Raw genomic sequence first — 26,942 nt, 5'->3', positions numbered from 1 at the left:
GCCCCGCGATGCGGGTGTGTGTTCACCGCACCGCGGGGCCACCCGGTCTAGGGGATCGGCTCGGGCAGGGCGTAGGCGTCCGGTTCGCACACCCACAGCACGTGCTGGGACTGCATGCCGTCGACTCCGCGGAGGTAGCCCTCCTGCCGCGCCCAGGCGCAGCCCTGGTCGGCGACCGGCCAACTGACACGGCCCTCGCTGGCAAGGACGTGCGGGGAGATCTCCTGGCCCGCGACGTATGCGCCGCTTTTGACCCGATCCCGCACGAGCTGGGCGACGCGCGCGACCGGGCTCGGCCCGACAGGCTCGGCCCGCACAACGGGACGGCGTGACGAGCCGCCGCCGCGCTGGATCAGGCCCTCGGCCGCGAGCCTGCCGAGGGCCTCGTGCAACGAGTGCATGCCGACGCCGAGCTCGGCGGCGAGGGAGTGCAGCAGCGGCAAGGTCGAAGCGGGCGGGTAGACGCCGGAGGCGATGCGTGCGCGCAGGGTGGCGGTGGTCCGCCCGACCGCGGTCTGGCAGAGCGTTGCGGTCACGCGGCCACCCCCGTCGGCCGGTGCGGGGCGATGATCTGCCCGTTCGGCAGGAGCTCACCGGTGTCCTCGAAGAGGAGGACGCCGTTGCACAGAAGGCTCCAGCCCTGCTCCGGGTGGCACGCCCGGGGGCGGGCGGCGTCCCGGTCGGCGGACTCGGCGGACGGGCACGGCGGCTGGTGCTGACACATGGACAAGTCCTCGTATGTGAAGGAGGGAAGGGAGAGGCGTGCGGGCCGGGTGATCGAGGGTGGCGCGCCGTGGCGGCCAGGGCATTTCGGTGAAGGCGCCGGGTCGTCAGACGCCGGCGAGGTGGCCTCCGGGGGAGTAGACCTGGGAGGCCAGGCGCGGCGACGGCCCGGGGCACCCGTCGCGGAGGTACGCCAGACGCTGCAGCTCCGCACTGATGAGGCGGATGCAGCCGGTACACGCGTAGAGGTCCGTGGTGGCGACCGGCGGCAGGGACGGGGCCGCGAGCAGTTCCACCGTGCCGACCGCGAGGACCGCGGCCCCGGGGACGGCGGGCGCTTCTTCGCCGCACCACAGCCAGCACCGGCGGGGCGGCCCGTCCGTGAGGACGCGGGCCACGGTGCGGTGAAGGCGCGTCAGGCATGAGGAGCAGACGTACAGCGACGCTGCCCACCCGTGATCCTGGACGCTGCCGACGTACTGCACCTCGACCAGGCGGCGGGGGCACCATAAGGCGCACACCGCCCAGATCAGCGCTCCGGCCACGGCGTCTCCCTCCCATCCTCCGCGTCGAGCTCGTCCGTGGTCGTGGACCCGATGGACGAGGAGGGGCGCGTCATGAGCACGGCCATTACGACCAGCAAGGCGATCCCGATGCCCAGCACCCAGCCGGAGCCCCCGGTCAGGGCCTCGGTAAGGACCTCGATCATCGGCCGACCCACCCACCGCGAGCGTTCTCCTGCCCGATACCAGGGGTGCGGCCGGCCGGGGCCCCGCCCGGCGGCGGAGGCGCCCCCCGGCACGGCCGGTTGCACAGCCGAAGCGCATGCCATAAGGCCGTGAGCGGCTGCGCGCCGTCCAGCAGGGGCAGGGGCAGGGGCTCCGGGCGTGCGGGCGACCACGGCGGCGTGTCCCACCGGACCCCGGGCGAGGGCGGCAAGACCAGATTTACCCGGGGCCCGGAACGGATCTGCACGTCGGGAGGGTCGCCGAGCACTTGGCCCGTGCCCGCCTGCACCAGGAGCGTGGTGTGTGCCTCGGGGATCAGGCTCGGCACGGGTCCGCGCCCGCGGCTCACCTGGAGCAGCAGCTGGTGACCCGCCGGGCGGGGGAGCGTAACGCCGTCGAACGCCTCGCAGCCGGTGCGGATCACGACGTTCTCGGATTCGGCCGAGTCCCCGGCCTCGTCCACGATGAGCCGCCAGTCCAGAAGATCGGCGTGGGCGCGGACCAGCCCGGGGTGGTCGCTGGCCCGCGGGGGCCAGGCGGTGGCAGTGCTCCTCATCGAGTCCTCCGATTGCCGCGAGCGGAAGGCGAACAGCGGAAGCCTCACGCTGGGTAGTCGGCTGACTGCCCGTCGGTTCGGCTGAGGAGGAGTATGGCCAGGGGATCGCTCTCCATGGAACGCTCATGATGAAACTGTCCGCATGGGCGGACCAACAGAGTTTCGGGCGTATGGGGTTGCCCCATCGCGCCGGGTACCTTTCTTGTGGCAGTGCCAGGGGCATCCGGCTGACCGCGTGCGTACAGGGAGGAACGTGATGGCAGAGAGGCTCGCGGAAGCCGCTGAGGCTGACGTTGTTGCAAGCGGTCCGACCGCGCGGCGACGCTCGCTGGGGTTTCGACTGCTGGGGCTCCGCGAGGCGGCCGGGCTCTCAGCTCAGCAGGCCGGCGAGCTGGCCGGGATGTCCAAGGCCACCGTCAGCAGGTACGAGCGTTCCACCATGAACGTTCGCTGGAACCAAGTCGATCAGCTTTGCCGCGTCTACAAAGCCTCCGACGATGAACGCGAGGACCTGGTCGAACTGGCGAAAGCCTCCAAGATCACAAAGGCGTGGTGGATGCCTTTGGCCGGGTCGCTGTCGAGCCCGCTCCTCATGCTCCTTGCTCTGGAGGACGAAGCAACTGCCATCTCCGGGCACGCGGTGGGCATAGTGCCGGGCCTCCTGCAAACGCGGCAGTACGCCGAGGCGATCAAGACTCCGCCGCCGGGAACGTCGCTGCCAGCCGAGCGGGACGTCTACTTCAACATGCGCATGAAGCGACAGGAGATTCTTGATCGGCCAGCGGCCCCGAGATATCACGTGGTCCTCCACGAGGCGGTCCTCCGCTCGCGGGCGGGTGGTGCAGAGGTGATGGTTGCCCAGATGGACCGCCTACTCGAACGAAGCCGACAGCCGCATGTGACTATTCAGGTGATCCCGTTTGCGGCCGGGGCGTATAGCGCAGCCACCAGCAACTACACGATCCTGGGCGGCCATGACCCCGACCTTGACGTGGTGTACGTCGAGAACCCCGCTGGTTCCCTGCTCTTGGAAGAGGCCAGTGCCAGGGAGACGTACGCCACGAGCTTTGACTTCCTGTGCCGAGAGGCGCTGGACGCCGCGTCTTCGGTGGACTTGATCGCCGAGGCACGCGAGACACATCGGCGAAACACGTAGCGAGGAAACAAGTGGCACAGCCTTCAGCTTGGTTCAAGAGCACATACAGCGGCTCGCCCAACGACGAGTGCTTGATGTGCAACTACACCGAAGGACCCGGTGTTCAAGTGGGCGACTCAAAGATCGTCGGTGGCCCCAACCTGCGCATCACACATGATGCGTGGAGCCGTTTCGTTGACGCGGTATCGGAAGGACGGATGCACCGAGACTGACGCTCCGGCGCGTCCCCGAGACCGTACTGCGCCAGCCCAGTACCCCTGCGGTGCTGGGCTGGTCTGTGCTCGGTGCGCCCGTGAGTGGTTCGCTCGCTACACGCTGTTGAAACGAGCGTCGATTTCGCGAACTCGGGGTCATCGAGGCACGGTTGCGGTATCTAAGTGCAAGGGCGGGCCGTCTGTGCCCGCTCCGTTGGATACCGAAAATCCCAACGGATGCGGACAGTGCCACCTATGCGTGCTTGTCCGCATCGCGGAGTCGAGGGAGGCGCTGTGCCGCAGAGGCCGAGGGATCTCGATTGGCAGGCTTCACCCCAGGCGTGGTGGGGGGTGGAGCTGCGCAACTGGCGCAACCAGCGCGGCCTCTCCTCCGCCGGGCTTGGGAGAATGGTCCAGCTCAGTGGGTCATCCGTGGAGCGCATCGAGAAGGCCGAGCGGGGCTGCACCCGCACGCTGGCGGACCGATTCGATCAGGTGCTGGACGCAGGTGGTGCGCTGAGCAGGCTCTGGCAGTGGGTCGAGAAGGAGGCAGAGAAGGCCCACGTTGATGCGGACAGGAAACCCAAGGGCGATGCTGCTGAATCGTCTTCTTCCCGCGTTCCAGGCATGCTGGTTGCTGACCGGGGAGCCTCACCGAATGGGAGCGAATCGTCCATGGAGCGTCGATCCTTCATTACCGCGAGCGGAGTTGTTGCGCTGGCTCCGCACTCCCTGGCGGAACTGGTCCCTCGCCTGGGGAAGTCTCCATTGCCCAAGTCCGTACGCCCGGAAGATGTGCAGAAGATCCTTCACGCTTCGTCGGCCCTCACTGACATGGACAATCGCTACGGCGGGGGAGGTGGTGTCGCTCGGGAGGCGGCTCTCGCTCAACTTTCCTGGGCCCAGGACCTGTTACAGATCAACTGCCCAGCGCAGCTGAAAGCTCCGCTCGCTACAGCGATCGGCCGACTGGCCATCACGATGGGCGCCGGTGCCTTCGACGCCTATGAACATGATGATGCGACGCAACTTCTGCTCTTCGGGGCACGCTGCGCGGAGTCCACAGACAACTGGAGCCTTCGAGCCTTGGCTCTGGGGTGGCTGGCACGCCAGGCGATTTGGCTTGGATCTCCGGACGTCGGTCTTACCTATGCGGAGAACGGACTCGTCAGGTCCGACCGGCTCACGGGAAGCGAAAGGGCTGCGTTGCACAACGCACGCGCTAGGGCCTACGGGAAGATGCGGCGCCGGCAGGAGACTTACGCAGCAGTAGGCACCTCTGATGAGGCATACGCCCAGGGAGGCGGATCCGCCACTGCGGAGTGGATGGTCTTCTACGACAGCGCTCAGCACCACGGAGATACGGGACACGCGCTTGCGGAGATTGCGTTGCTCCCCGGCTCGTCGCCGGTCCGAGCGGTGCAGCGCCTGCGGACGGCTGTTGAGAACCACGCTCCCTCCTACGTACGCTCCCGTGCATTTTCGGGGGCCAAGCTCGCCACGCTCATCATGAAGACCGGAGATCCACAGGAAGCGGTGGCCATCGCCAACCGTTCCCTCGTGGGGGTGCAGCAGCTCCACTCTCGTAGGGCTTCCGCCGATCTCCGCGCACTCATGAGCGCGGCTGCCCCTCATCTCCGAACGCCTGAAGTGGCGCAGCTGAATGCGCGGATCGCCCGTACCGTGCGGGCATGATCTCTACGCGAGTTGCCGCTTCAAGGGCGGTCTTGGACGAGGCCCTCAGCACGGCCGGCCTGGACGCCGAGAGCGCAGAGCCGATTCGACTCGCCGAAAACGATCTTTGGCGTACGACAGATCGAGTCGTGGCCCGGATTGCTCGGCCGGGACAGGAAGCGGCAGCGGCTCGCGAGGTGGCCGTTGCACGGTGGCTGAACGACGAAGGCGTGGCTGCGGTACGTCCACTCGACATAGAGCAGCCCGTCTTCGCGGCTGGCAGAGCTACGACCTTCTGGGAAGAACTGCCCCCGCACCGACATGGTGACGAAAAGGATCTCGCCCCGCTCCTCCGCCAGTTACACGACCTTCCGATCCCTCACGGACTGGGCCTCCCGGAGTTGAACCCCTTCGTGCGCCTGGACGAACGAATCGCCGAGGCGGTGAGCCTCGGGGGCAGCGACCGCAAATTCCTCCTTGACATACTCGACGAGCTGCGGGCTGCGTGGGCCGATCTGCCACCAGGCGCGTCGCCCTGCGTAGTGCATGCCGACGCATGGGGTGGCAATTGCGCCGTTACCTCCAGCCGAACCTACCTGCTGGACTTCGAGCGTGTAGCGATCGGCCGGCCGGAATGGGATTTGGTGTCAACCGCTGTCTCGGTCGACACATTCGGATCGCTTGCGGAAGGCGCCTACCTCGAATTCTGCGCATCGTACGGCGCGGACGTCCGAGACTGGCCTGGCTACGTGACGATGCGAAGTGTCCGCGAGCTGCGGCTCGCGACCTTCGCTGCGCAGGTCGCGGACCACGATCCGTCTGCCCAGGAGGAGGCTAAGCGGCGCGTTGCGTGCCTCAGAGGAGACGAAGGCGCTCGCCCGTGGGGATGGCGGCCGGTGGGATGAGGGCCGGGCGGGGCCGCGAGCGCAGAGCGTCCGGCTCAGGATGGAAGCGCCGAAGCCATCTGCACAGCGCGGTGGCGCAACTCCTGGGCAGCGGGAAGGGCGTCGAAGCGGGGTAGGCGGACGGTTAGGTCCTTCAGGGCGGCGTCGACCTTGGCTGACTGGATGTCGGCGGCGCAGTCGAGGAATGCTTCCCAGGTTGACAGGGCCCCGTCTGGGGCGCCTCGGTGGAGCTGGACTCCGCCGAGGTCCGCGAGCACGATGGCCCGGGTACGGCGGCGGTCGAGCCCGTGGACATCGAGTGCAATGTGGAGGTGTTCCTCCGCTGCGTCGAGGTCGCCGAGTCGGCTGAGGATCTTGCCGGACTCGTGGGCCCAGCGGCCGGGCGAGTAGTGCGCTGCCCAGGATTCGCCGGACGCGGTGCTCGGTTTGCCGATCGCGGATTCCGACATCGCGAGGTGCCGGGTGGCCAGGTGCCGGTCGTCGTTCTGTGCGGCGGCGTTCGCGAGCGTCGCCTGGTAGTAGGCGACGGCACGAGGGTGGTCGAGGTGGCGGCCGTAGCGGACGCACACCTCACTCAGCTGAACCGCTTTCGCTGAACCGCAGGAACGTGCTCGCAGCCATGGGTGCGGCCGGGCTTACTCAGTACGTCCTGCAATCTGCCATCGCCCCGGCCGAGGCAATCGCGGCCCCCGCGCGGGACGGTATGCGCGTGTCGAGTTCGTTGCTTGCCTCGCTGCAAAGCACCAACCCATGGAATTTGGATTCCGTAGCAGGGTGAAATTTCGAGATCGCTCACGGCAGACAGGAAAGATCCGCACAGGACTGGAACTCCCTCTTGGGGTATGTCAACGTACAACACCCCTGGAAGAACGTGGCCGCTATGCCCTCGTGGGGGATAAGCGTCTGGGAGGTCATTCTGTCCGCACCTGCAATCCGCTCATTTCGGTACACCGCCCCGATTCTCTTCTCACTGGGCGCACTCAACGCGTGGACCGAGCAGGCTCGGATTTAGGAGCGCTGTCGTCCGGATCTGCCTGTGTGTGCGACCGGTCTGTTCGGAGAGGACCTGGTACAGCGCGGATACGTCATTGACCGGGCCATCTTGGTGTACGCGGCGAAGCACCCCGGCGCGGAAGAGCGCTCGATCACCACAGGCGTGGGTGGCTCGCTTCGAGCCGCCCACGGCAGGCTCTTGCGGCTGTGCGATGACGGCATCCTGGTCGCTGAGCGGGAAGACCCGAACGCCTCACCAACATATCGCCTCGCGCCGTAAGGCGCCTTGGCGGAACGCGCAGGCAGAAGCGGGCGAAATATAGCCGCTGATTGCCGGTTGGCCAAACCGGTCATCACCGTGACCATGGAGGTGCCTGAACCCGGCGCCTGGTGGCGGTTTCATTGTGAGTATTTGCGCCAGTTTTCCATGTCGCCGACCGGTAGACGTGGACAGCTATTTCGATCGAGGAGAGTGGAAGTTGCCCGAACCCATCAAGAAGCTGCCGCCGAACTCAAAGGGAGAAATCCGCTACCGATTCGTTGTTGACGTGGGAATCGACCCTGAAACCGGTAAGCGTAAGCAGGCGAGACGTACATTCGACTCGCTGAAGGAGGCTCGGGCCGCGTACGCGAATATATCTAATCGTCGGCATGAAGGGACACTCGTTCCGCCTAGCAAGATCACCGTAAACGAGTGGCTCGACAAGTGGCTGGCCATGAAAGCGGAAGATCTTGAGGAAACCACCATATATAACTACAAGATCACTTTGGATCGGGTTCGAGGGAGGCTCGGTGCGATTCATCTTCAGGACCTGACGGAAGAGCAGGTTGAGGAGTGGATGAAATGGTGCCTTGCGCATGGTCGCGTGCGCGGCAAAAGGGCCGGAACGGCGCTCAGTGTAAGGAGCGTGGATATGAGCCTCGCTCGCTTGAAGGAAGCGCTAGGAAGAGCCGTGACGCGGCGATTGGTATACGTAAATGTCGCTGAGCATGTGACGATTCCCCGGCGGGCGAGAAAGGAGGAGCGGAAGACGAAGGAGGTTGTGCCGCCCTGGAACGTCCAAGAGGTTCAGAAGTTCATTCAAGGCATTAGGGGGGAGCGTCTCTATGCTGCGCTGCTTCTTTCCTTGATGGGGCTTCGTCCGGCTGAGGTTTGTGGCCTGCGGTGGGAAGATGTCGACTTGGAAAGTGCCACCATCACCATTGCTAATACGCGCACGATGATGGGTAACCGCTACGTGGTTGAAAAGGACACCAAGTCGCTTGCGGGTGAGCGGGAGCTGCCGCTGCCACCTCTGGTGCTCGGACCCCTGAAATCATTCCGGGCTCTCCAGAGAGAGGAGCTGCTTGCTCTGGAGGAGGGGTACACGGAATCCGGTTACGTGCTAGTGCATGAAGCGGGCGAAGCTTTCACGATGAAGCAACTTCGTCGGCGCGCGTATCAGTTGATGGAGCAGCTCGGGCTGCGTCGCGTCCGGCTCTATGACGCGCGTGCATCGTGTTTGACCTATCTGGCCAATAATGGAGTACCAGACCACATCCTGGCACGATGGGCCGGGCATACGAATGTCAAGACGACCAAACGTTGGTACGTCAAGCCGGACGTGGAGGACTTGCGTGGAGCCGCCGCCACTTGGGACGGTCTGCACGGGGCTAGCGAGGGGTGATGGCACGGCCTGCCCGCCTTGCGGCTCGTGGAGCTGTTGGTCCACAGGCTGGGGTCTCCCGCAGCACTCGGTGCAGTGCGTTCCAGCACTCGGCGGCAGCGCACGCTTGAGACGAGGGCCGCATGGTTCACCCCGGCGCTGTGACATCTCGTGACAGATGAGAGGGTCACGCGATGAGTGAGACACCGATGAACACCCTGCAATACCGCTTTGACGGGCCAGAAGATGCCCCTGTCGTCGTGCTGGGTCCCTCACTGGGTACCACATGGCACATGTGGGACCGGCAGATACCCGAGCTGTCCCGTACCTGGCGCGTCTTCCGCTACGACCTGCCCGGGCACGGCGGCGCCCCCGCCGAGCCCGTGGCGTCCGTGGCGGAGCTGACCGCGCGGCTGCTGGCGGTCCTGGACGAGCTGGGCGTGCAGCGCTTCGGGTACGCGGGCTGCTCGATCGGCGGCGCGGTCGGCGCGGAGCTGGCGCTGCGGCACCCGCACCGGGTGGCGTCCCTGGCGCTGGTCTCCGCGTCGCCCCGGTTCGGCACGGCGGACGAGTTCCGCCAGCGCGGCGTCATCGTGCGGACCAACGGCATGGAGCCGATGGCGGCCGCCGCGCCCGGGCGCTGGTTCACCCAGGCCTTCGCCGCCGCGCAGCCCGCCATAGTGGAGTGGGCCGTGCAGATGGTGCGCACCACCGATCCCGGGTGCTACATCGCCGCCTGCGAGGCGCTGGCCGCCTTCGACGTACGTCCCGAGCTCGGCCGGATCGCCGTGCCGACCCTGGTCGTGGTCGGCGAGCAGGACCAGGTCACCGGGCCCGGCGACGCCCGCACCCTGGTCGCGGGCATCCCCGACGCCCGCCTCGCGCTGGTGCCGGGCGCCTCGCACCTGACGCCTGTCGAGCAGCCCGCCGCCGTCACCGACCTTCTCGTACGGCACTTCTCCTCGCCCTGGGAGGATGGCAGCACGACGCTGCTCGCCCCGGTGCCGCCCGCCCCCGAAGAGGTCCCCGAGGCCGCGCTCCCCGCTCCCGTGAGCGAGCCCGAGCCGGTGCCCGCCGGGCGGCCCGACCCGTACGACGACGGCATGAAGGTGCGCCGGGAGGTGCTCGGCGAGGCCTACGTCGACGGGGTACTGGCCGGCACGGACGAGATGACCGGGGACTTCCAGGACCTGCTGACCCGGTACGCCTGGGGCGAGGTCTGGACCCGGGACGGCCTGGACCGGCGCACCCGCAGCGTCGTCGCCCTCACCGCGCTCGTCGCGGGCGGCCACCAGGCGTCGCTGGCCACCCACGTCCGGGCCGCCCTGCGCAACGGGCTCACCCCCGCCGAGATCCGCGAGGTGCTGCTCCAGACCGCCGTCTACTGCGGCGTCCCCGCCGCCCACGCCGCCTTCGAAACCGCCCGGGAAGTGGTCCGGCAGGAGACCACACCGCAGCCGTAGCAGGATGGAAGCCATGAGCGACACGAACAGCAGCATCGAGCTGACCAAGAAGTCCCACGCCTGCGTCCGGCTGGAGAAGGACGGCCGCACCCTGGTGCTCGACCCGGGAGCCTTCAGCGAGGCCGACGCCGCCCTCGGCGCGGACGCGATCCTCATCACGCACGAGCACGCCGACCACTTCAGCGAGCCGCACCTGCGGGCCGCCCTGGAGGCCAACCCCGCCGCCGAGATCTGGACGCTGCGCAGCGTCGCCGAGAAGGTCTCCGCCGCGTTCCCCGGCCGGGTGCACACCGTCGGGCACGGCGACACCTTCGGCGCCGCCGGGTTCGACGTCCAGGTGCACGGCGAACTGCACGCCGTCATCCACCCGGACCTGCCCCGCGTCACCAACATCGGCTTCCTGCTGGACGGGGCGGTCTTCCACCCGGGTGACGCCCTGACCGTCCCCGGCCACCCCGTCGAGACCCTCCTGGTGCCGGTGATGGCCCCCTGGAACAAGGTCTCCGAGGTCATCGACTACGTTCGCGAGGTCAAGCCGCAGCGCGCGTACGACATCCACGACGCGCTCCTCACCGACCTCGCCCTGCCGCTGTACGGCCAGCACATCGGCAACCTCGGCGGCACCGACCACCACCACCTCGCGCCGGGTGCCTCCACGCGGCTCTGACCTGCTCGGACACCGGCACACACCCCGACTGTCAGACCCGACGAGTAGGTTTGGACACATGCGCATCGCCACCTGGAACGTCAACTCGATCACCGCCCGACTGCCGCGGCTGCTGGCCTGGCTGGAGAACACCGGCACGGACGTGCTGTGCATCCAGGAGACCAAGTCGACCGCCGAGCAGTTCCCCGCCGCGCAGCTGCGCGAACTCGGCTACGAGTCCGCGGTCGTCGCCGACGGCCGGTGGAACGGCGTGGCACTGGTCTCCAAGGTCGGCCTGGAGGACGTCGTCCACGGCCTGCCCGGCGGCCCGGAGTACGGGGGAGTGCAGGAGCCCCGCGCCGTCTCCGCGACCTGCGGCCCGCTGCGCCTGTGGTCGGTGTACGTGCCCAACGGCCGCGAGGTCGACCACGACCACTACACGTACAAGCTGGCCTGGTTCGAGGCGCTGAAGGCCGCCGTCGCCGAAGACGCGGCGGGGACACGGCCGTTCGCCGTTCTGGGTGATTTCAACGTCGCCCCGACCGACGCGGACGTCTGGGACCCGGCCCTCTTCGAGGGCGCCACGCACGTCACGCCCGCCGAGCGCGCCGCCCTGGCCGCCCTGCGGGACGAGGGCCTGGCCGACGTGATGCCGCGTCCGCTCAAGTACGACCACCCCTTCACCTTCTGGGACTACCGCGAGCTCGGTTTCCCCAAGAACAAGGGCATGCGCATCGACCTCGTCTACGGCAACAAGCCGTTCACCGAGGCCGTCACCGACTCCTACGTCGACCGTGACGAGCGCAAGGGCAAGGGCGCCTCCGACCACGCCCCCGTGGTGGTCGACCTGAACCTCTGACGTCGCAGGACGCCCCCGGGGCCCCGCGGCAGGGGTCCCGGGGGCACGTCAACATCCGCGCGCCTGTGGTGTGCAGAGCCATGTGGGTGCGAACCTGAGCGGTATGAATTTCCTGGACACCTGGCGCAAGCGCCACGACATGGCGCGCGGCACCGCGACGTACGTGTCCGACGAAGCCGACCAAGAGGGCATCGCCGAACTGTTCGCCGAGTGCGAGCTGCTGCGTGTCCGGGCCGCCCACGACGGCCTCGAACTGGACGACACCCCGGCGTCGTTGGAGGCCCTCGACCAGCTCCCGCCGCGCTGGCGCGACGACCCGGAGGAGCTGCCCTGGTTCGGCAACGACGCCGGTCTCTACCTCGGCACCGTGATCGTACGGACCGTCCCCGGCGCACGCTGGCACCTGTGGCCCAACGGCACACCCGTGGTGATGCTGGCCTCCGGCCGCGACATCGAGGTCGTCGGTGCGGGACTCGACTGGGCGGCCACCGGCGCCCCCGAGCTGTCGCAGGTGTACGCGGAGGCCTCCGAGCTGTGACGCGTGTGACGTCTGTTGCCTCCCGGGGCGGGCCGGCGTCACCACCCGGGGCGCCGCCCGGGTCAGCACCCGCGTCAACCGCGTAAATACGGCTATTGGCGGTTCGTCCCGCTTGTGCGTGTCGGGCGTGAAGTCCCTTTCCGGGATGGATAGTTTGCGCTGACCTCGACACAGCTGAGAGTGGGTAGGGCAGCGTATGGCCGTCGATCCGTTGATCGAGCTGCGTGGCGTCAACAAGTTCTACGGACAGTTGCACGTCCTTCAAGACATCGACCTCACCGTCGGCCGCGGGGAGGTGGTGGTGGTCATCGGCCCGTCCGGCTCGGGCAAGTCAACGCTCTGCCGGACGATGAACCGGCTGGAGACGATCGAGTCCGGCGACATCCTCATCGACGGCAAACCCCTCCCCGAGGAGGGCAAGGCGCTCGCGAGACTGCGCGCCGAGGTCGGGATGGTGTTCCAGTCCTTCAACCTCTTCGCGCACAAGACCGTGCTGGCGAACGTCTCGCTCGCCCAGACCAAGGTGCGCGGCCGGAAGAAGGAAGAGGCCGACAAGCGCTCCCGGGAACTCCTGGAGCGCGTCGGACTCGCCGCGCACGCCGACAAGTTCCCCGCGCAGATGTCCGGCGGCCAGCAGCAGCGCGTGGCCATCGCCCGGGCGCTCGCCATGGACCCCAAGGCGCTCCTGTTCGACGAGCCGACCTCGGCCCTCGACCCGGAGATGATCAACGAGGTCCTCGAAGTCATGCAGCAGCTCGCCGCCGACGGCATGACCATGGTCGTGGTCACCCACGAGATGGGCTTCGCCCGCTCCGCCGCCAACCGCGTGGTGTTCATGGCGGACGGCCGCATCGTCGAGGACCGCACCCCGGAGGACTTCTTCACCGCTCCGGAGAGCGACCGCGCCAAGGACTTCCTCTCCAAGATCCTCAAGCACTGAGGGGGCGGAGAGACATGTCGCGCACCCCATCCCCGTCGCGCCCCGTCCGGCCGCGCACCCGAAAGCTCCTCGCCGTCCTCTCCCTCACCCTCCTCGCCGTCGCCTGCGGCAAGGAGGGCAGCCCCCCGGTCAAGGGCCCGCGCCCCGACCAACTCCCGCACTACCAGGTCGCGTCGGGCTTCTCGCTGCCCGCCTCGCCCACCTGGGAGAAGGCCGAGCGGCGCGGCCACGTGGTCGTCGGCGCCAAGGAGGACCAGCCCTACATGGGCGAGAAGGACCCGGCGAGCGGACGCTACTCCGGCTTCGACATCGAGATCGCCAAGATGATCTCGGCCTCCCTCGGCTTCGACCCGGCGAGCGTCGAGTTCCGTACGATCGCCTCCGCGAACCGCGAAACCGCCCTCCAGAACGGGCAGATCGACTACTACGTCGGCACCTACACCATCAACGACAAGCGCAAGAAGCTCGTCGGCTTCGCCGGCCCGTACTACATGGCGGGACAGTCCCTCCTGGTGCGCACCGACGAGAAGGACATCAACGGGCCCAAGGACCTCGACGGCAAGCGCGTCTGCTCCGCCGCGGGCTCGACCCCGTACCAGCGCATCGACGCCGAATACCCGAAGGCGGACCTCGTCGCGTACGACACCTACTCCGTCTGCGTCGACAACCTGCTCACCTACCAGGTCGACGCCGTCACCACCGACGACACGATCCTGATGGGGTACGCGGCCAAGGTCCCCGAGGAGATGAAGGTCGTCGGCGCGCCCTTCTCCAAGGAGCCGTACGGCATCGGCGTCCCGCGCCCGGACAACGCGCTGCGGTTCGCGATCGACGACGCCCTCGCGGCGCGCGAGAAGAACGGCGACTGGCAGAAGGCGTACGACGTCACGCTCGGGCTCTCCGGCCGCAAGGCCACCCCCGCGCCGCCCATCGACCGCTATCCGGCGAGCTGAGGGAGGCCGCACCCGTATGAACGTACTCACCGACAACTTCGCCCTGTACGGCAAGGGATTCCTCGGGACGGTCCAACTGACCGTCTACGCCTCCCTGTTGGCCCTCGTCCTCGGCTTCGTCATGGCCTCCTGCCGGGTCTCCCCGGTCGGCTCCTTCCGGGCGCTCGGCACAGCCTGGGTGACCATCCTGCGCAACACCCCGCTCACCCTGCTCTTCTTCGCGGTGCTGCTCGGGCTGCCGCGGTTCGGACTGGTGCTGCCCTTCCAGCTGTTCGCGGTGCTCGCGCTCGGCTGCTACACCTCGGCGTTCATCTGCGAGGCGCTGCGCTCGGGCATCAACACCGTGCCGCTCGGGCAGGGCGAGGCGGCCCGCAGCCTCGGGATGACCTTCGGGCAGACGCTGTCGACGGTGGTGCTGCCGCAGGCGTTCCGGTCCGTGATCCCGCCCGTCGGGTCCACGCTCATCGCGCTCGCCAAGAACTCGGCGATCGCCGGCGCGTTCTCCGTCACCGAGCTGCTCGGCACGTACAAGACCCTCAACGAGCTGGGCTACAGCGTCGTCTGGTCCTTCGTCTGGATCGCATTGGGATACCTGATCATCACCCTCACCATCAGCGCGCTCTTCCACGCGCTGGAGAAGCGCTGGGGAGTCGCCCGATGAGCCGCGCCCTGTCCACGGAGTCCACCGCCCTCTACGACATCCCGGGGCCCAAGACCCGGCAACGGCACCTCATGTACGGGATCGCCTCGACGGTCCTGCTGCTCGGGCTGCTGGCCTGGGTCGTGTATCTCCTGTTCCACACCGACCAGTTCACGGCGGCCAAATGGACCCCCTTCCAGTACAAGGGCATCCAGGAGCTGTTGCTCCACGGACTCGCGAACACGCTCAAGGCGTTCGCGTACGCCGCGGTGCTCTCGCTCGCCCTGGGCGCGCTGCTCGCGGTGGGGCGTCTGTCCGAGCACCGCCCGCTGCGCTGGATCGCCGGTCTGTGCGTGGAGTTCTTCCGCGCCATGCCCGTACTGGTGATGATCTTCTTCATCTTCGTGGCGCTGAAGGTCCAGCCGCTGCCCGCGCTGGTGGCCGGACTGACGCTCTACAACGGCTCGGTGCTCGCGGAGGTGTTCCGTACCGGGGTCAACTCCGTGGACCGCGGCCAGCGGGAGGCGGCCTATGCGCTCGGCATGCGCAAGACGCAGGTCATGACGCATGTGCTGGTGCCGCAGGCGGTCCGGGCCATGCTGCCGACCATCATCAGCCAGTTGGTGGTCGCGCTGAAGGACACCTCCCTCGGATATCTGATCACTTATGAGGAGTTTCTCCATGCCGGAAAGCTCATCGCGTCCAATCTCGACTACGATTTGCCTTTCATCCCCGTGGTTCTGGTGATCTCACCGATCTACATCGGGATGTGCATGCTGCTCTCCTGGTTCGCCAACTGGGTGGCCAGGCGTCAGCGACGCAATCCCAAGACGGAGGCCGTGGACATCGGTCCGGCCGAGGCGGGGACGCTGCTGCCGGGCAGGCAGTAGCTCGATAGAGAGAGCAAGCCTGTCCGGCAGCAGCCGGGGATCACTTGTTCCGCAGCGGAATCGGCCCCAGACCCGGGTCGGCCGCGAAGGACGAGAAGGTCAGCTGCGCGCCGGACGGGCTGTGCTCGTCCCCCCCCCACCACGCTTTACAGGGCGCTCTTGGACTGCCAGTCGGCCCAGGACACGTTCCAGTTCCCGTAGCCGTTGTTGAGTGCCTGAGTGCCCTTGGCGTCGCTGCCGGTGACCTCGAAGGGGTCGCCGACCTGCACGGCGTCGTAGACGAACTGGGCGTTGGTGTCGCTCATGCCGATGCAGCCGGAGCTCTTGTTGGCGGAGCCGAAGTAGCCCGCGTTCCACGGAGCGGCGTGCGCGTACATGCCCGACCAGGTCAGGCGCATCGAGAAGTCGACCATCTTGTCGTAGGCGTCACCGAGGCCCACCGTCTCGGAGCGCATGTTGATGGTGCCCTCCTTCGACATCAGCACCGTCTTGCCGCGCCAGGACGCCTTGTCGCCGCCCGGGGTGCCCGCCGACATCGGGACGTCCTTGACGGTCTCGCCGTCGCGGATCAGCTTCAGGCGGTGGTTGTCGAGGTCGACCTTGACGATCTGGTTCTTCCCGATCGTGAAGTTCGTCTGGTAGTCGCGGACGAACCAGCCGCCGCCCTTGCCGGAGTTCACGCCGTTCAGGTCGGCGTTCAGGGTGACCTTGGTGCCCGGCTTCCAGTAGTCCTTGGGGCGCCAGTCGACGCGGTCCTTGCCGGAGTAGTCGGTCATCCAGCCCCAGGAGCCCTCGGTGTCGTTCGAGGTGGTGATCTTGAGGTGCTTCTCGACGTCGGCCTTGTTCTTCACCGGGTGGTCGAACACGATCGACACCGGGTGCGCGATGCCGATGGTGGTGTTCTTGCCGGGGGCCATCGTCAGCTTGTTGACCTTGTCGGCGGCCTCGGTGGTGAAGTCCGCCTTGGTGGCCGTGGCCCCGGCCGCCTTCGCCTCGACGGTGTAGCTGGTGCCGGGGGAGGTGGTGCGGGCGGAGGTCCAGGACCTGCCGTCGGCGGATATCTGGCCGGTCAGCGTGCCGCCCTTGGTGTCCTTGACGGTGACGGAGTCCAGCTTGTCGCCCTCGGTGAGGGTCACCTTGACCGGCTCGCCCGCCTTGGCCTGCTTCCCCGAGGCGCTCACCGACACCTTGGTCTGCGGCGCTTCCTTGGCGGCTCCGGAGCCCTCACTGCCACCACCGCCGCCGTTGCAGGCGGTGAGGGCTGCTGCGGCGAGCACGGCCGTACCGGTGAGCGTGGCCGTACGGAGCCGGGTGCGCGGGCGGCGTATGCGGGTCAACTGGAAAACCTCCGTGGCGGTGCGTGGTCGAGCGGGTATCGGCTTCGTGTCCTCGTCTGTCCTTACAGAAGGAGGTAATCCGGAACGTCCCGGTTGCGCCAAACGGGGGAGGGGCTTTGTGACGATTCCCGCAGCAGGTGAGGACGAAAGTCCCTGGACACCGGGTCGTGCGACCCCTTGCGGCTGCGAACGATCCGTGGCCCGCACGTCCCTTGCCGTTGCCGGGGTTGCTTCTGATAATCGCGCGGTCCGCTTCCCGCCCGCTCTCTCGGGGTGCGTCGTTTCGGCCCCGCGTCCCAGTCCCCTCGGAGGACACCCGTGCGCAAGAGAACGTTCGGCCCGCTGCTCGCCGCCGCCCTGCTCGTCCCGCTGGTCGCCGCATCGGCCCCGGCCGCGGCTCCCCTTCCCGTCCCGGTGGAGGTCCGGGCGGCTCCGGCCGCCGACAAGGGCCGCAAGGTCATCCTCGATGTCGACATGGGCGAGCTGAACGACGACGCCGTCACCATGTTCATGCTCGCCAAGGCCCGGGACGTCGACTTCCTCGGTGTCACCGTCGTCAGCGGCAACACCTGGGTCGAGGAGGGCACCGCCTACGCCCTGCGCCAGCTGGAGCTCGTCGGCCGCACCGACATCCCTGTCGTCATGGGCGCGGGCGAACCCCTCATGCCCGGCCGTCAGGAGCGGCTCGCCGCCGAGAACGCGCTGTACGGGAAGGCGCCCTGGGGCGGCGCCTTCGACTCGAAGCGCCCGCCGGCGTACGACAAGCTGGCCAAGCCTCCCTACGGCGGCTACCCGAAGACGAAGCCGAAGCAGGACACGGCGGCGGCCGACTTCATCGTCGAGCAGGTCAAGCGGCACCCGAACCAGGTCACCGTCTTCGCCGACGGCCCCGCCACCAACCTCGCGCTCGCCGTGCGCACCCACCCCGAGATCGTGCCGCTGATCAAGGAAGTGATCTACATGGGCGGCGCCTTCGACAAGCCCGGGAACATCACCCCCGCCGCCGAGTTCAACTGGTGGTTCGACCCCGAGTCGGCGCGCATCGCGGTCCGTACGCCCTTCCGCAAGCAGACGATCGTCCCCGACGACGCCGCCCAGCACGTCGTGTACGGCAAGAAGCAGTACGACCGGATCGTGGCGGGGAAGCCGACCCCGATCAAGAAGATCTTCCGTGACCTCCAGGGACCCGAGTTCGCCAAGGACCCGAACACCACGCACCTGCTGTGGGACGCGATCACCGCGGCCGTCTTCCTCGACCCGGCCGTGGCGAAGAAGACCGATGTGCGGTACGTCGACGTGGACGCCAACTTCGGTGCCGATTACGGGCGTTCGCTCGGCTACAAGCTGGACGAGTTCGACGCTCCGAACAACCCCAAGGGCACCCGCAAGGCGTCCATCGTGCTCGACGTCGACGCCCAGCGGTTCTGGGACCTGTACACCGGGCTGCTGCGGACCGAATAAGCCGTTGTGGCGCAACCCTTGCGGTTGCGCTGGTTGCTTCTCATAATCCGCCGCAACACGAGTTGCCAACTCGTGTTGCGGCGGCCGGACCTCTCCGGCCTGCCCGACAGGGGACGTGGGAAGACCGGGGGTCGGCATGGCAACACGGCAGGACGTGGCGGTGCTCGCGGGCACCTCGCCCTCGGTCGTGAGTTACGTGCTCAACAACGGCCCGCGCTCCGTCGCCCCCGCCACCCGCGAACGGGTCCTCGCGGCGGTCAAGGAACTCGGCTACCGGCCCAACGCGGTCGCCCGCTCGCTGCGGATGAGCCACACGATGACGCTGGGGCTCGTGGTGCCCGACGCCGCGAACCCCTTCTTCGCCGAACTGGCCCGCTCCCTGGAGGACCACGCCTGGGCCGCCGGATACACCCTCCTGGTCGGCAACAGCGTCGACGACCCCGCCCGCGAGGCCGGATACATCCGTACGTTCGTGGACCGCCAGGTCGACGGGCTCGTCCTGATCCCCTCCCAGGGGGAGAAGGCCTGGCGCGCCGAACTCGCCCGGTCGGGGGTGCCCAGCCTGGTCTTCGACCGGGAGCTGGACGGGGTCGCCACCAGTTACGTCCTCGTGGACAACGCCCGGGGCGCGCAGACCGCCACCGAGCACCTCCTCGCCCACGGCCGCCGCCGCGTCGGCTGCATCGCCGGGCCGCTCGGCATCCACCCCACGGTGGACCGCGTCGTCGGCTGGCGCACGGCACTGGAGCGGGCGGGCCTCAAGGCGGGCACGGGATCGGGCGGGCGCACCGGCTGGGAGGCCTGCCCGGACGCCGCACCCCTGCTGCACGGCTCCTTCGGGCGGCTCGACGGCTACCGGTCCGGGCTCGCACTGCTCTCCCGGGACCGGTCGGTGGACGCCCTGTTCGTCACCTCCGACGAACAGGCCGCCGGAGTCCTGCGCGCCGCCACCGAACTGGGCATCCGGGTCCCCGACGACCTCGCCCTCGTCTCCTTCGACGGCATCGCGGCCGGCGCGTACACCTGCCCGGCGCTGTCCACCATGCGCCAGCCCTACGACGACCTCGGCCGCACGGCGGTACGCCGCCTGCTCGACCGGATGCGTGAACCCGACCTGCCCCCCACCCGGGACGTCCTCCCGGTGACCCTGCTGGCCAGGGGCTCCTGCGGGTGCCCCGACCCGGCGGGCGGCGAACACCCCGAACTTCGTGGAGAGAACGGTGACACCCGTGAGTAGTGAGCGACTGGTCGTGGTCGGCAGCCTGAACATGGACCTGTCGGTCACCGTGCCGAGGCTGCCCCGCCCCGGCGAGACCGTCTCCGGCGCCGACGTGGTGCGCGGCGCGGGCGGCAAGGGCGCCAACCAGGCCGTCGCCGCCGCCCGGCTCGGCGCCCAGGTGCGCATGGTCGGTCTGCTCGGCGACGACGCCCTCGGCAGCGAACTGCGCGAACGCCTCGCGGTGGAGGGCGTCGACGACCGGGGGGTACGTCAACTGCCGGGCGTGTCCAGCGGGTTGGCGCTCATCGTCGTGCAGCAGGACGGCGAGAACACCATCACCCTCTCGCCCGGCGCCAACCACCACCTCGACGTCCCCGCCCTCGGCACCCTCACCGGCGGCACCCTCGCCCACAGCGCCGACACCCTGCTCCTCCAGCTCGAAGTGCCGCTGCCCACCGTGCTCGCCGCAGCCCACCAGGCCCGGACGGCAGGCGCGCTGACCGTGCTGAACGCCGCACCCCTGCCCGAGTCGGGCAGGGCGGAACTCGCCGAACTCCTGCGCGCCGTGGACGTGTTGGTGGTCAACGAGACCGAGGCCCAGGGACTGTTGCCGCACGCGTACGACGACTGGGCCGAGCACGCCGAGGCGCTGCGCGCCCTCGGTCCCGCCACCGTGGTCGTCACCCTGGGCGCGGACGGCGCGGTCGCCGCCGACGCCCACGGGGTGTGCCGCGAGAGCGGGTTCAGCGTCGACGCCGTCGACACCGTCGGAGCGGGCGACGCCTTCTGCGCACAGCTCGCGCTGTCCCTCGGCTCCGGTACACCGCTGGGGGAGGCCCTGCGCCGGGCGTGTGCGGCGGGGGCGCTGGCCACCACCCGGCCGGGCGCCCAGAGTTCGCTGCCGTCCACCGACGAGGTGGAGGCGCTGCTCGGCGACGTAACCCGTCGGCACGAGGGCGAGAGCGAGGTGCACCATGCGTGCTGACGGGCTGTGGCACCCCCGCCTCCTGGAGATCATCACCTCGCTCGGCCACGGTGACCTGCTGGTCGTCGCCGATCCCGGCCTGCCCGTGCCTTCCGGGGTGGAGGTCGTCGACCTGGTGTGGCGGCGCGGCGAACCCGCGTTCCTGCCCGTGCTCGAAGCGGTCCTGGACGAACTCGTCCTGGAGCACGCCACCGTGGCCCACGAAGCCACCGACCCCGACCTCCTGGTCGTCTTCGACGAGCAGTTCGCCGACGTCACCCTCGACCGGGTGCCGCACGCCCGGCTCAAGAAGCTCACCCGGCGCGCCCGGGCGGTGGTCCGCACCGGCGAGACCACCCCGTACGCCAATGTCGTCCTCCGTGCGGGCGTCCCCTTCTGACACCCCTCGGGCACGACGCCCACCCAGACCTCCCGGGGCCCGTCCGCCCTCGTACCACCGCACCAGGAAATCCTCCAACCCGGCACTCTCGGAAGGCAGTTCAACGATGAACCGCAGCATCTCCCTCGCCGTCTCCGCCTCCGCCTCCCTGGTCCTGGCCGTCGCCCTCACCGGGTGCGGGCAGGAGGGCGGCTCGCCCTCGGCCGGGGGCAAGGAGAAGAAGAAGGACGGCAAGCCCGTCGTCTGCCTGATCATGAAGTCGCTCGGCAACGAGTTCTTCCAGACCATGCAGCAGGGCGCCGAGGAGCACGCCAAGAAGCTCGGCACCCTGGAGCTGAAGGCCAGCGGCATCCAGAACGAGACGGACATCGACGGCCAGGTCGCCGCCATCAACCGCTGCATCACCGACCAGGCCGACGCCATCGTGCTCGCCCCCGCCGACTCCCGCGCGCTCGTCTCGCCGCTCGGCCGCGCCGCCAAGGCAGGCATCAAGCTGGTCAACATCGACGTCAAGCTGGACGACGGCGCCCTCAAGGCCGCCCAGCTCGACGTCCCCTTCGTCGGCCCCGACAACGCCGAGGGCTCCCGGCTCTCCGGCGAGGTGCTGGCCAAGAAGCTCGGCAAGGGCGGCAAGGTCGTCATCCTGGAGGGCAACCCCGGCGCCGCCAACGCCCAGCAGCGCAAGGCCGGTTTCGAGAAGGCGGCCAAGGACGGCGGGCTCACCGTCGTGGACTCCAAGACCGCGCACTGGGAGACCGACGAGGCGTACACCGTCCTGACCAACCTCCTCACCGCGCACCCCGACATCCAGGGCGTGATGTCCTCCAACGACTCCATGTCGCTGGGCGCGGTCAAGGCGATCGGCGCGGCGAACAAGAAGGGCAAGGTCGCCGTGGCCTCCTTCGACAACATCGACGCCATCAAGCCGTACCTGAAGGACGGTCAAGTCGTCGCCACCGTCGACCAGTTCGCCGCCAAGCAGGCCGCCGACGGCATCGACGTGGCACTGAAGACGATCGACGGCGGCAAGGCCGAGGCCTGGGTCAAGACCGACGTCAAGGTCGTCACCGGCGCGGACGCGGGATGAGCAGGCACATGAGCGAGACGAACGGAGCCGCGCCGGTGGTCCTGGAGGCCGCCGGCATCGGCAAGGCGTTCCCCGGCGTCAAGGCCCTGGACGACGTACGGCTGGAACTGCGGGCGGGGGAGGTGCACGCCCTGCTCGGCGAGAACGGGGCGGGCAAGTCGACTCTCGTCCGCATCCTGGCCGGAATCCAGCCGCCCGACACCGGCACGATGCGCCTCGGCGGACAGCCGTACGCCCCCAAGGACGCGGCGGCGGCGATGGGCGCGGGCGTGCAGGTCGTCCACCAGGAGCTGAACCTGCTCCCCAACCTCACCGTCGCGGAGAACCTCTTCTTCCAGCACCTGCCCCGGAAGTACGGGCTCGTCGACCGGCGCACCCTCAACCGGCGCGCGCAAGAACTCCTCGACGAGGTCGGGCTCGACGTACGCCCGCACGTCAAGGTGGAGCGTCTCGGCATCGCCCAGATGCAACTCCTGGAGATCGCACGGACGTTGTGGCAGGACTGCCGGGTCCTCGTCATGGACGAACCGACCGCCACCCTCACCTCCCGCGAGACCGAGCGCCTCTTCGAGGTGATCCGCCGCCTCACCGCACGCGGCACCGCCGTCCTCTACATCTCGCACCACCTGGAGGAGGTCTTCGAGATCGGCGACCGCATGACGGTCTTCCGCAACGGCCGCCACGTGGTCACCAAGGACCTCGCCGACACCGACACCGCCGAGGTCATCCGCCTCATGGTCGGCCGCGACCTCGCGCAGGAGTACCCGCCGTACGTGTCCCGGCCCCCCGGCGACGAACTGCTGCGCGCCGAAGGCCTGCACCCGCGCGGCGGCAGCCCCGTCAGCTTCGCCCTGCACGCGGGCGAGGTCGTCGGCGTCGCCGGGCTGGTCGGCTCCGGCCGCACCGAGACCGTACGGGCCCTGTTCGGGGCCGACCACCACGACGGCGGACACGTGTACGTGAAGGGGCGCCGGGTCCGCATCCGCACGCCCCGGGACGCCGTCCGGCACGGCATCAGCCTCCTCACCGAGGACCGCAAGGGGCAGGGCCTGGTCCTCGACATGCCCGTCGCCGCCAACGTGACGCTGGCCGCCACCGGCAAGGTCTCGCGCGGCGGACTGCTGAAGCGGGGCGAGGAGGACACGTACGCCCACCAGGCCGTCGAGCGCCTCGGCATCCGCACCCCCGGCATCCGCACGGCGGTCCGCACCCTGTCCGGCGGCAATCAGCAGAAGGTGGTCCTCGGCCGGTGGCTGCTCGCCGGAACGGACGTCCTCGTCGTCGACGAGCCGACCCGAGGCATCGACGTCGGGGCCCGCTACGAGATCCACCAGCAGCTGACCGACCTCGCGGGCACCGGCAAGGCCCTCCTGGTCGTCTCCTCCGACCTGCCCGAACTCATGGGCATCTGCGACCGCATCCTCGTCTTCTCGCGCGGCCGGATCGCGGGGGAGGTGGCCCGGGAGGACTTCGACAGCTCGCGCATCCTGGCGCTGGCGTACTCCGGGTACGTCACCCGGGGCCCGGTCGCGGACGACACCCCGCACCCATCCACCGACGTACCCACCCAGAACGGTGAGACCTCCTCATGACCACACCGGCCCCCACCAAGGAAGCCGCCCCGGCGCCCGCCGGTGAGCGGCGCACCGCACGCCAGCTCTCCCGGCAGGTGATGGGCGAGGCGGGCATCGGCATCGCCCTGCTCGCGCTCGTGCTGATCTTCACGCTCGCCGCGCCCAAGTTCGCGACCTCCGACAACCTCACGAACATCGCCACCGAGATCACCCTCAACACGATGCTCGCGGTCGGCATGACCTTCGTCATCCTGGTCGGCGGCATCGACCTGTCGGTCGGGTCCGTGATGGCGCTCTCGGGCGTCGTCGCGGGCGAGGTGCTGACCTCGACCAGCCTGTCCACGCCCCTCGCCGTGCTGCTGTCGGTGCTGGTCGCCGCCCTCGTCGGCATGGCCTGCGGTTTCGTCAACGGTTTTGTCTCCGAACGCTGGCGGGTGCCGTCCTTCATCGTCACGCTCGGCATGCTCAACGTGGCGCGCGGGGCGGCGCTCGAATACACCCACGCCAAGACGCTGTACGACTTCCCGCCCGGCTTCAGCCACTTCGGCACCTCCACCCTCCTGGGCATCCCCTCGCTCTTCTGGATCGCGCTGGTGATGGTGGCCGTCGGCCATCTGGTGCTCACCCGGACCGTCTTCGGCCGTCTGGTCTTCGCGATCGGGGCGAACGAGGAGGCGGTACGGCTCTCCGGGCACCGGACGAGCGTCGTGAAGGTCGCCGCCTTCGTCATCGCCGGGTTCGCGGTGGGGATCGCCGCCGTCACCTACATGGCCCGTCTCAACATCGCCAGCCCCAGCATCGGCGGCGGCTACGAACTCTCGGCGATCGCCGCCGTCGTCATCGGCGGGGCCTCGCTGTCCGGCGGCAAGGGCTCCATGATCGGCACCCTGCTGGGTGCCTGTCTGCTGGGCGTCCTCACCAACGGCCTTCTCCTGATGGGTGTTTCGGACTTCCAGCGGCAGATGATCACCGGCGTGGTCATCATGGTCGCGGTCGTCGTCGACCACTACCGGGGCAAGCTGGCCGCCCGCATGCCGCAGAAGGCGGTCGCGGGCTGAACCCGGCGCGACCGGGGTGACCGGGTTGAGGGCGACCGGGGTGGAGAGACGGGGCCGATTACCGTCGGGTACTGGTGCTGGGGCCGTACAGCGCCGAAGCTCTGACCATGACGCATGCACAGGACCCGCAGGGACCGCAGGACGCGGTGCCGCCGGAGGACACCAGAATCGAGCTGCCGCTGCGCGGGGTGGTCAAGGCGATGCCCGTCGCGGCGGCGGTCGTCACCGTGATGTGGGGCTACACCGTCTTCGCGGTCGTCCAGGGCGGCAACAACGCCACGCTCTCCGCGGCGCTGATGTCCGTCCTCGGCCTGCTGCTCCTGTTCGTCGCCGTGACGTACATCGGCTACCTGGTCCGCCCGCTGACGCTCGGGGCGGGCCCGGCCGGCGTACTGGTGCGCCTGCCGCTCCTCGCCGAACGGACGCTTCCCTGGGACGACGTGCTGGCGGTGCGGGCCGCGGGGGTGCGGGCCGGCCAGTTCCTCATCGTGGAGGCCCGCGAGTCGACGCCGGGCGCGCTGCCGTACGTCTCCCGCCCGAGGGCGGCGTACCGCAGGTTCTCGCTGATGACGGGGAGTGCGCCGCGGGTGAAGCAGGGGTTGTGCTTCGAGACGTACGTCTTCGAGTTCGCGCTGGATGATGTGCTGCGGATGATGCGGGAGCATGCGCCGGCGGACTTTCAGGTGGAGGATCAGCGGCGCTGATTCGCTGCGTGGGGTTGCGGTGCTCGCGAGGCAGCCAAGAAGTGACGATTCCTCGAACGCTGCTGCGCACAGCGAGGTCAAGTCCCTTGTAACCACACTCTTTTGGGGGACTCCGTGCGCGGTGCACGCAGGTCTACGCTCCTCACATCCCTCCCCCCGTGCAATTGCATATGGGATTTCACGAGGGTGGTCGTTTCGATGTGAGAGGTGGCGGAATGCAGGTCTACAACGGTGTTGCCGCGAGCAGTATTGCCGGGGCGAGTTGGGTCAAGAGCAGTGCCAGCGCGGCCGGGAATTGCATTGAGGTGGCGGCGCTTCCTGGAGGAACGGTGGCGATGCGCAATTCGCGCGATCCGCAGGGGCCGGCGCTGATCTACACGGATGCGGAGCTGGAGGCGTTCGTGGCGGGGGCGAAGGCGGGGGAGTTCGACCGGTTCGGCAGGTGATTGTGTCCCGGTGACAGGCGCTGTGCGGGGGCCGCGGGCGGTGGCCCCCGCACAGCTTTGGGCAGAGGTTGAACCGGCGGGTACGGCCCCACCAGTCTGGGAAGCTGGCCCTTCGTGTTGCCTTCCCCTGGAGTGTGCATGCCTGCCGAACGCTTCCGAGACGACGTGCCGGGGGCGCAGTCCTACCGAGGGGCCGGAGGGGACGGGGCGTGGCAGGGGAAGTCGGAGGCAGCCGCCCGGGTCCTGGGTGAGCATTTGCGCCAGCTGCGCAAGGAGCGGCGGCTGGGGCTCAAGGATGTCGCTCCGGTGATCAGAGGGTCGGTCTCGAAGGTCAGCAGACTGGAGCGGGGTGAGAGCCCGCCGAAGGAGCAGGACGTCCGGGACCTGATGAAGTTCTACCGGCTGAGCCCCATGGAGGAGTTCGAGATTGAGAGCCTCCTGCGGCACACCCGGGAAAGCCACTGGTGGAGCCAGTACGCGGATGTGACGCCAGGCTATCTGCGCAGGCTGATCGGCCTTGAGGGCGCGGCGGAGCGCATCTTCATGTACGAGAACCACATAATCCCCGGACTGCTCCAGACCCGGGACTACGCGCGGGCGGTCGTCAGAGCCGCCGTGCCGAGCGCGACCCTGCTGGAGGTCGAGCGACGGGTCGATCTGCGCATCCACCGGCAGCACATTCTCCAGGGGACGCAGTCGCCGACGATGGTGGTGCTGTTGGACGAGAGCGTGCTGTGGCGCCAGTTCGGCGGGGCGCAAGTAATGCTGGACCAACTGCTGCACCTGAAGAGGGTGGGGAACGGCAGTGGCATGAACATCCGGATCGTGCGGTTCGCGGACAAGGAAGGTGATGTCGGCGTCAGCATCGCGCCGAGCTATCCGATTACGCACCTGAAGTTCCACGACGGAGGTCCGGCCGAGCTTGTGTACGTTGAACTGCTGGACAGTGCCCTGTATTTGAGCAAGCCACCGCAGGTTGATCTGTACCGGCATGTTCTCAACGAGCTGAGCTTTGCGGCGGCACCGCGTCGGGTCAGTGCGCGAATGCTGGACGATGCGATCGCGCGGCAGCGGTCACGGCTGGAGGCGGCAGGGCGCGTGGTGGCCGACGAGGACCGGCCCTGACGGATCGGCCCTCGTGTCGGCTGCGGCGACCGCCCTGCAGGGCGGCACCAGTTGAACGCCGGT

At 68.6% G+C, this 26,942-nt stretch carries 30 protein-coding genes; 23 read left to right on the top strand and 7 right to left on the bottom strand.

Annotated elements, in window-relative coordinates; genetic code table 11:
* Positions 1–47: 47 nt before the first annotated feature.
* The 5 genes from ACIO3O_RS34550 to ACIO3O_RS34530 form a co-directional block, all read right to left on the bottom strand.
* Positions 48–536, bottom strand: a complete 489-nt coding sequence (locus ACIO3O_RS34550) for a GntR family transcriptional regulator (RefSeq protein ID WP_401752830.1) — start codon at positions 534–536, stop codon at positions 48–50.
* Positions 533–724, bottom strand: a complete 192-nt coding sequence (locus ACIO3O_RS34545) for a DUF5999 family protein (RefSeq protein ID WP_401752829.1) — start codon at positions 722–724, stop codon at positions 533–535. The genes ACIO3O_RS34550 and ACIO3O_RS34545 overlap by 4 nt, the downstream gene beginning before the upstream one ends.
* A 106-nt stretch (positions 725–830) precedes the next feature.
* Positions 831–1,268 carry a hypothetical protein gene (locus ACIO3O_RS34540; RefSeq protein ID WP_401752828.1) on the bottom strand — a complete coding sequence of 146 codons (438 nt, stop codon included), beginning with the start codon at positions 1,266–1,268 and terminating at the stop codon, positions 831–833.
* Complete coding sequence (locus ACIO3O_RS34535) at positions 1,253–1,432, bottom strand: hypothetical protein (protein WP_401752827.1); 180 nt, start codon at positions 1,430–1,432, stop codon at positions 1,253–1,255. The genes ACIO3O_RS34540 and ACIO3O_RS34535 overlap by 16 nt, the downstream gene beginning before the upstream one ends.
* Positions 1,429–2,007, bottom strand: a complete 579-nt coding sequence (locus ACIO3O_RS34530; protein WP_401752826.1) for a hypothetical protein — start codon at positions 2,005–2,007, stop codon at positions 1,429–1,431. Before ACIO3O_RS34530 ends, ACIO3O_RS34535 begins: the two co-directional genes overlap by 4 nt.
* Positions 2,008–2,263: 256 nt before the next feature.
* Here ACIO3O_RS34530 and ACIO3O_RS34525 point away from each other — a divergent pair, with 256 nt between their 5' ends.
* From ACIO3O_RS34525 to ACIO3O_RS34510, 4 genes are all read left to right on the top strand, one after another.
* Positions 2,264–3,163: a helix-turn-helix domain-containing protein gene (locus ACIO3O_RS34525; protein ID WP_401752825.1), complete on the top strand. Its 900-nt coding sequence runs from the start codon at positions 2,264–2,266 to the stop codon at positions 3,161–3,163.
* Positions 3,085–3,375 carry a DUF397 domain-containing protein gene (locus ACIO3O_RS34520; RefSeq protein WP_401752824.1) on the top strand — a complete coding sequence of 97 codons (291 nt, stop codon included), beginning with the start codon at positions 3,085–3,087 and terminating at the stop codon, positions 3,373–3,375. Before ACIO3O_RS34525 ends, ACIO3O_RS34520 begins: the two co-directional genes overlap by 79 nt.
* Positions 3,376–3,594: 219 nt before the next feature.
* Entirely contained in the window at positions 3,595–5,052 is a 1,458-nt protein-coding gene (locus ACIO3O_RS34515; protein ID WP_401752823.1) for a helix-turn-helix domain-containing protein, read from the top strand.
* Positions 5,049–5,936, top strand: coding sequence for a phosphotransferase family protein (locus ACIO3O_RS34510; protein WP_401752822.1), 888 nt, complete (start codon positions 5,049–5,051; stop codon positions 5,934–5,936). The genes ACIO3O_RS34515 and ACIO3O_RS34510 overlap by 4 nt, the downstream gene beginning before the upstream one ends.
* Before the next feature lie 35 nt (positions 5,937–5,971).
* On the opposite strand, the gene ACIO3O_RS34505 is transcribed toward ACIO3O_RS34510, so the two are convergent.
* A complete protein-coding gene (locus ACIO3O_RS34505) occupies positions 5,972–6,505 on the bottom strand; it encodes a hypothetical protein (protein ID WP_401752821.1) in 534 nt (177 codons plus the stop codon).
* An 870-nt stretch (positions 6,506–7,375) separates the two neighbouring features.
* Between ACIO3O_RS34505 and ACIO3O_RS34500 the strand changes: the two genes are divergently transcribed.
* The 9 genes from ACIO3O_RS34500 to ACIO3O_RS34460 all read left to right on the top strand — a co-directional run bounded on the left by ACIO3O_RS34500 (position 7,376) and on the right by ACIO3O_RS34460 (position 15,504).
* Positions 7,376–8,596, top strand: a complete 1,221-nt coding sequence (locus tag ACIO3O_RS34500) for a tyrosine-type recombinase/integrase (protein ID WP_401752819.1) — start codon at positions 7,376–7,378, stop codon at positions 8,594–8,596.
* Positions 8,597–8,769: 173 nt separating this feature from the next.
* Positions 8,770–10,038, top strand: a complete 1,269-nt coding sequence (locus ACIO3O_RS34495; RefSeq protein WP_401752818.1) for an alpha/beta fold hydrolase — start codon at positions 8,770–8,772, stop codon at positions 10,036–10,038.
* A gap of 34 nt (positions 10,039–10,072) precedes the next feature.
* Positions 10,073–10,705: an MBL fold metallo-hydrolase gene (locus ACIO3O_RS34490; protein WP_401752900.1), complete on the top strand. Its 633-nt coding sequence runs from the start codon at positions 10,073–10,075 to the stop codon at positions 10,703–10,705.
* A 58-nt stretch (positions 10,706–10,763) separates the two neighbouring features.
* Positions 10,764–11,543, top strand: coding sequence for an exodeoxyribonuclease III (locus ACIO3O_RS34485; protein WP_401752816.1), 780 nt, complete (start codon positions 10,764–10,766; stop codon positions 11,541–11,543).
* Between the two features lie 103 nt (positions 11,544–11,646).
* Positions 11,647–12,081, top strand: coding sequence for a DUF6278 family protein (locus ACIO3O_RS34480; protein ID WP_401752814.1), 435 nt, complete (start codon positions 11,647–11,649; stop codon positions 12,079–12,081).
* Positions 12,082–12,277: 196 nt separating this feature from the next.
* Positions 12,278–13,021 (top strand): amino acid ABC transporter ATP-binding protein, encoded by a 744-nt coding sequence (locus ACIO3O_RS34475; RefSeq protein ID WP_401752813.1) that lies wholly within the window; start codon positions 12,278–12,280, stop codon positions 13,019–13,021.
* Between the two features lie 14 nt (positions 13,022–13,035).
* Positions 13,036–13,974: a glutamate ABC transporter substrate-binding protein gene (locus ACIO3O_RS34470; protein ID WP_401752812.1), complete on the top strand. Its 939-nt coding sequence runs from the start codon at positions 13,036–13,038 to the stop codon at positions 13,972–13,974.
* Positions 13,975–13,990: 16 nt separating this feature from the next.
* Positions 13,991–14,635, top strand: a complete 645-nt coding sequence (locus ACIO3O_RS34465; protein WP_401752811.1) for an amino acid ABC transporter permease — start codon at positions 13,991–13,993, stop codon at positions 14,633–14,635.
* Positions 14,632–15,504: an amino acid ABC transporter permease gene (locus ACIO3O_RS34460; RefSeq protein WP_401752809.1), complete on the top strand. Its 873-nt coding sequence runs from the start codon at positions 14,632–14,634 to the stop codon at positions 15,502–15,504. Before ACIO3O_RS34465 ends, ACIO3O_RS34460 begins: the two co-directional genes overlap by 4 nt.
* A 146-nt stretch (positions 15,505–15,650) precedes the next feature.
* On the opposite strand, the gene ACIO3O_RS34455 is transcribed toward ACIO3O_RS34460, so the two are convergent.
* Positions 15,651–16,841: an Ig-like domain-containing protein gene (locus ACIO3O_RS34455; protein ID WP_401752807.1), complete on the bottom strand. Its 1,191-nt coding sequence runs from the start codon at positions 16,839–16,841 to the stop codon at positions 15,651–15,653.
* A gap of 318 nt (positions 16,842–17,159) precedes the next feature.
* On the opposite strand from ACIO3O_RS34455, the gene ACIO3O_RS34450 reads away from it, so the two are divergent.
* The 10 genes from ACIO3O_RS34450 (at position 17,160) to ACIO3O_RS34405 (ending at position 26,879) form a co-directional block, all read left to right on the top strand.
* Positions 17,160–18,302: a nucleoside hydrolase gene (locus ACIO3O_RS34450; protein WP_401752805.1), complete on the top strand. Its 1,143-nt coding sequence runs from the start codon at positions 17,160–17,162 to the stop codon at positions 18,300–18,302.
* Between the two features lie 136 nt (positions 18,303–18,438).
* Positions 18,439–19,539 (top strand): LacI family DNA-binding transcriptional regulator, encoded by a 1,101-nt coding sequence (locus ACIO3O_RS34445; RefSeq protein ID WP_401752803.1) that lies wholly within the window; start codon positions 18,439–18,441, stop codon positions 19,537–19,539.
* Positions 19,532–20,506: a ribokinase gene (locus tag ACIO3O_RS34440; protein ID WP_401752801.1), complete on the top strand. Its 975-nt coding sequence runs from the start codon at positions 19,532–19,534 to the stop codon at positions 20,504–20,506. Before ACIO3O_RS34445 ends, ACIO3O_RS34440 begins: the two co-directional genes overlap by 8 nt.
* Positions 20,496–20,885, top strand: coding sequence for a D-ribose pyranase (gene rbsD, locus ACIO3O_RS34435; protein ID WP_401752799.1), 390 nt, complete (start codon positions 20,496–20,498; stop codon positions 20,883–20,885). Before ACIO3O_RS34440 ends, rbsD begins: the two co-directional genes overlap by 11 nt.
* Positions 20,886–20,991: 106 nt before the next feature.
* Positions 20,992–21,972, top strand: a complete 981-nt coding sequence (locus ACIO3O_RS34430) for a sugar ABC transporter substrate-binding protein (RefSeq protein ID WP_401752797.1) — start codon at positions 20,992–20,994, stop codon at positions 21,970–21,972.
* A gap of 8 nt (positions 21,973–21,980) precedes the next feature.
* Entirely contained in the window at positions 21,981–23,564 is a 1,584-nt protein-coding gene (locus ACIO3O_RS34425; protein ID WP_401752795.1) for a sugar ABC transporter ATP-binding protein, read from the top strand.
* Positions 23,561–24,604, top strand: a complete 1,044-nt coding sequence (locus ACIO3O_RS34420; protein WP_401752793.1) for an ABC transporter permease — start codon at positions 23,561–23,563, stop codon at positions 24,602–24,604. The genes ACIO3O_RS34425 and ACIO3O_RS34420 overlap by 4 nt, the downstream gene beginning before the upstream one ends.
* A 107-nt stretch (positions 24,605–24,711) precedes the next feature.
* Complete coding sequence (locus tag ACIO3O_RS34415) at positions 24,712–25,308, top strand: hypothetical protein (RefSeq protein WP_401752791.1); 597 nt, start codon at positions 24,712–24,714, stop codon at positions 25,306–25,308.
* A gap of 215 nt (positions 25,309–25,523) precedes the next feature.
* Positions 25,524–25,754, top strand: coding sequence for a DUF397 domain-containing protein (locus ACIO3O_RS34410; protein WP_401752789.1), 231 nt, complete (start codon positions 25,524–25,526; stop codon positions 25,752–25,754).
* A 138-nt stretch (positions 25,755–25,892) separates the two neighbouring features.
* Positions 25,893–26,879: a helix-turn-helix domain-containing protein gene (locus tag ACIO3O_RS34405; protein ID WP_401752787.1), complete on the top strand. Its 987-nt coding sequence runs from the start codon at positions 25,893–25,895 to the stop codon at positions 26,877–26,879.
* Positions 26,880–26,942: the final 63 nt, after the last annotated feature.

This window comes from Streptomyces sp. NPDC087440, assembly GCF_044744005.1.
In the GTDB taxonomy this organism is placed as follows: domain Bacteria; phylum Actinomycetota; class Actinomycetes; order Streptomycetales; family Streptomycetaceae; genus Streptomyces.
This window is presented reverse-complemented; position numbering and strand designations above follow the sequence as displayed.

Coding starts and splice junctions, on each gene's coding strand:
- ACIO3O_RS34535 (WP_401752827.1), bottom strand. CDS start 1,432: ATGATCGAGGTCCTTACCGAGGCCCTGACCGGGGGCTCCGGCTGGGTG.
- ACIO3O_RS34545 (WP_401752829.1), bottom strand. CDS start 724: ATGTGTCAGCACCAGCCGCCGTGCCCGTCCGCCGAGTCCGCCGACCGG.
- ACIO3O_RS34430 (WP_401752797.1), top strand. CDS start 20,992: ATGAACCGCAGCATCTCCCTCGCCGTCTCCGCCTCCGCCTCCCTGGTC.
- ACIO3O_RS34510 (WP_401752822.1), top strand. CDS start 5,049: ATGATCTCTACGCGAGTTGCCGCTTCAAGGGCGGTCTTGGACGAGGCC.
- ACIO3O_RS34405 (WP_401752787.1), top strand. CDS start 25,893: ATGCCTGCCGAACGCTTCCGAGACGACGTGCCGGGGGCGCAGTCCTAC.
- ACIO3O_RS34480 (WP_401752814.1), top strand. CDS start 11,647: ATGAATTTCCTGGACACCTGGCGCAAGCGCCACGACATGGCGCGCGGC.
- ACIO3O_RS34515 (WP_401752823.1), top strand. CDS start 3,595: ATGCGGACAGTGCCACCTATGCGTGCTTGTCCGCATCGCGGAGTCGAG.
- ACIO3O_RS34530 (WP_401752826.1), bottom strand. CDS start 2,007: ATGAGGAGCACTGCCACCGCCTGGCCCCCGCGGGCCAGCGACCACCCC.
- ACIO3O_RS34425 (WP_401752795.1), top strand. CDS start 21,981: ATGAGCGAGACGAACGGAGCCGCGCCGGTGGTCCTGGAGGCCGCCGGC.
- ACIO3O_RS34525 (WP_401752825.1), top strand. CDS start 2,264: ATGGCAGAGAGGCTCGCGGAAGCCGCTGAGGCTGACGTTGTTGCAAGC.
- ACIO3O_RS34410 (WP_401752789.1), top strand. CDS start 25,524: ATGCAGGTCTACAACGGTGTTGCCGCGAGCAGTATTGCCGGGGCGAGT.
- ACIO3O_RS34465 (WP_401752811.1), top strand. CDS start 13,991: ATGAACGTACTCACCGACAACTTCGCCCTGTACGGCAAGGGATTCCTC.
- ACIO3O_RS34485 (WP_401752816.1), top strand. CDS start 10,764: ATGCGCATCGCCACCTGGAACGTCAACTCGATCACCGCCCGACTGCCG.
- ACIO3O_RS34420 (WP_401752793.1), top strand. CDS start 23,561: ATGACCACACCGGCCCCCACCAAGGAAGCCGCCCCGGCGCCCGCCGGT.
- ACIO3O_RS34415 (WP_401752791.1), top strand. CDS start 24,712: ATGACGCATGCACAGGACCCGCAGGGACCGCAGGACGCGGTGCCGCCG.
- ACIO3O_RS34460 (WP_401752809.1), top strand. CDS start 14,632: ATGAGCCGCGCCCTGTCCACGGAGTCCACCGCCCTCTACGACATCCCG.
- rbsD (WP_401752799.1), top strand. CDS start 20,496: ATGCGTGCTGACGGGCTGTGGCACCCCCGCCTCCTGGAGATCATCACC.
- ACIO3O_RS34495 (WP_401752818.1), top strand. CDS start 8,770: ATGAGTGAGACACCGATGAACACCCTGCAATACCGCTTTGACGGGCCA.
- ACIO3O_RS34475 (WP_401752813.1), top strand. CDS start 12,278: ATGGCCGTCGATCCGTTGATCGAGCTGCGTGGCGTCAACAAGTTCTAC.
- ACIO3O_RS34445 (WP_401752803.1), top strand. CDS start 18,439: ATGGCAACACGGCAGGACGTGGCGGTGCTCGCGGGCACCTCGCCCTCG.
- ACIO3O_RS34470 (WP_401752812.1), top strand. CDS start 13,036: ATGTCGCGCACCCCATCCCCGTCGCGCCCCGTCCGGCCGCGCACCCGA.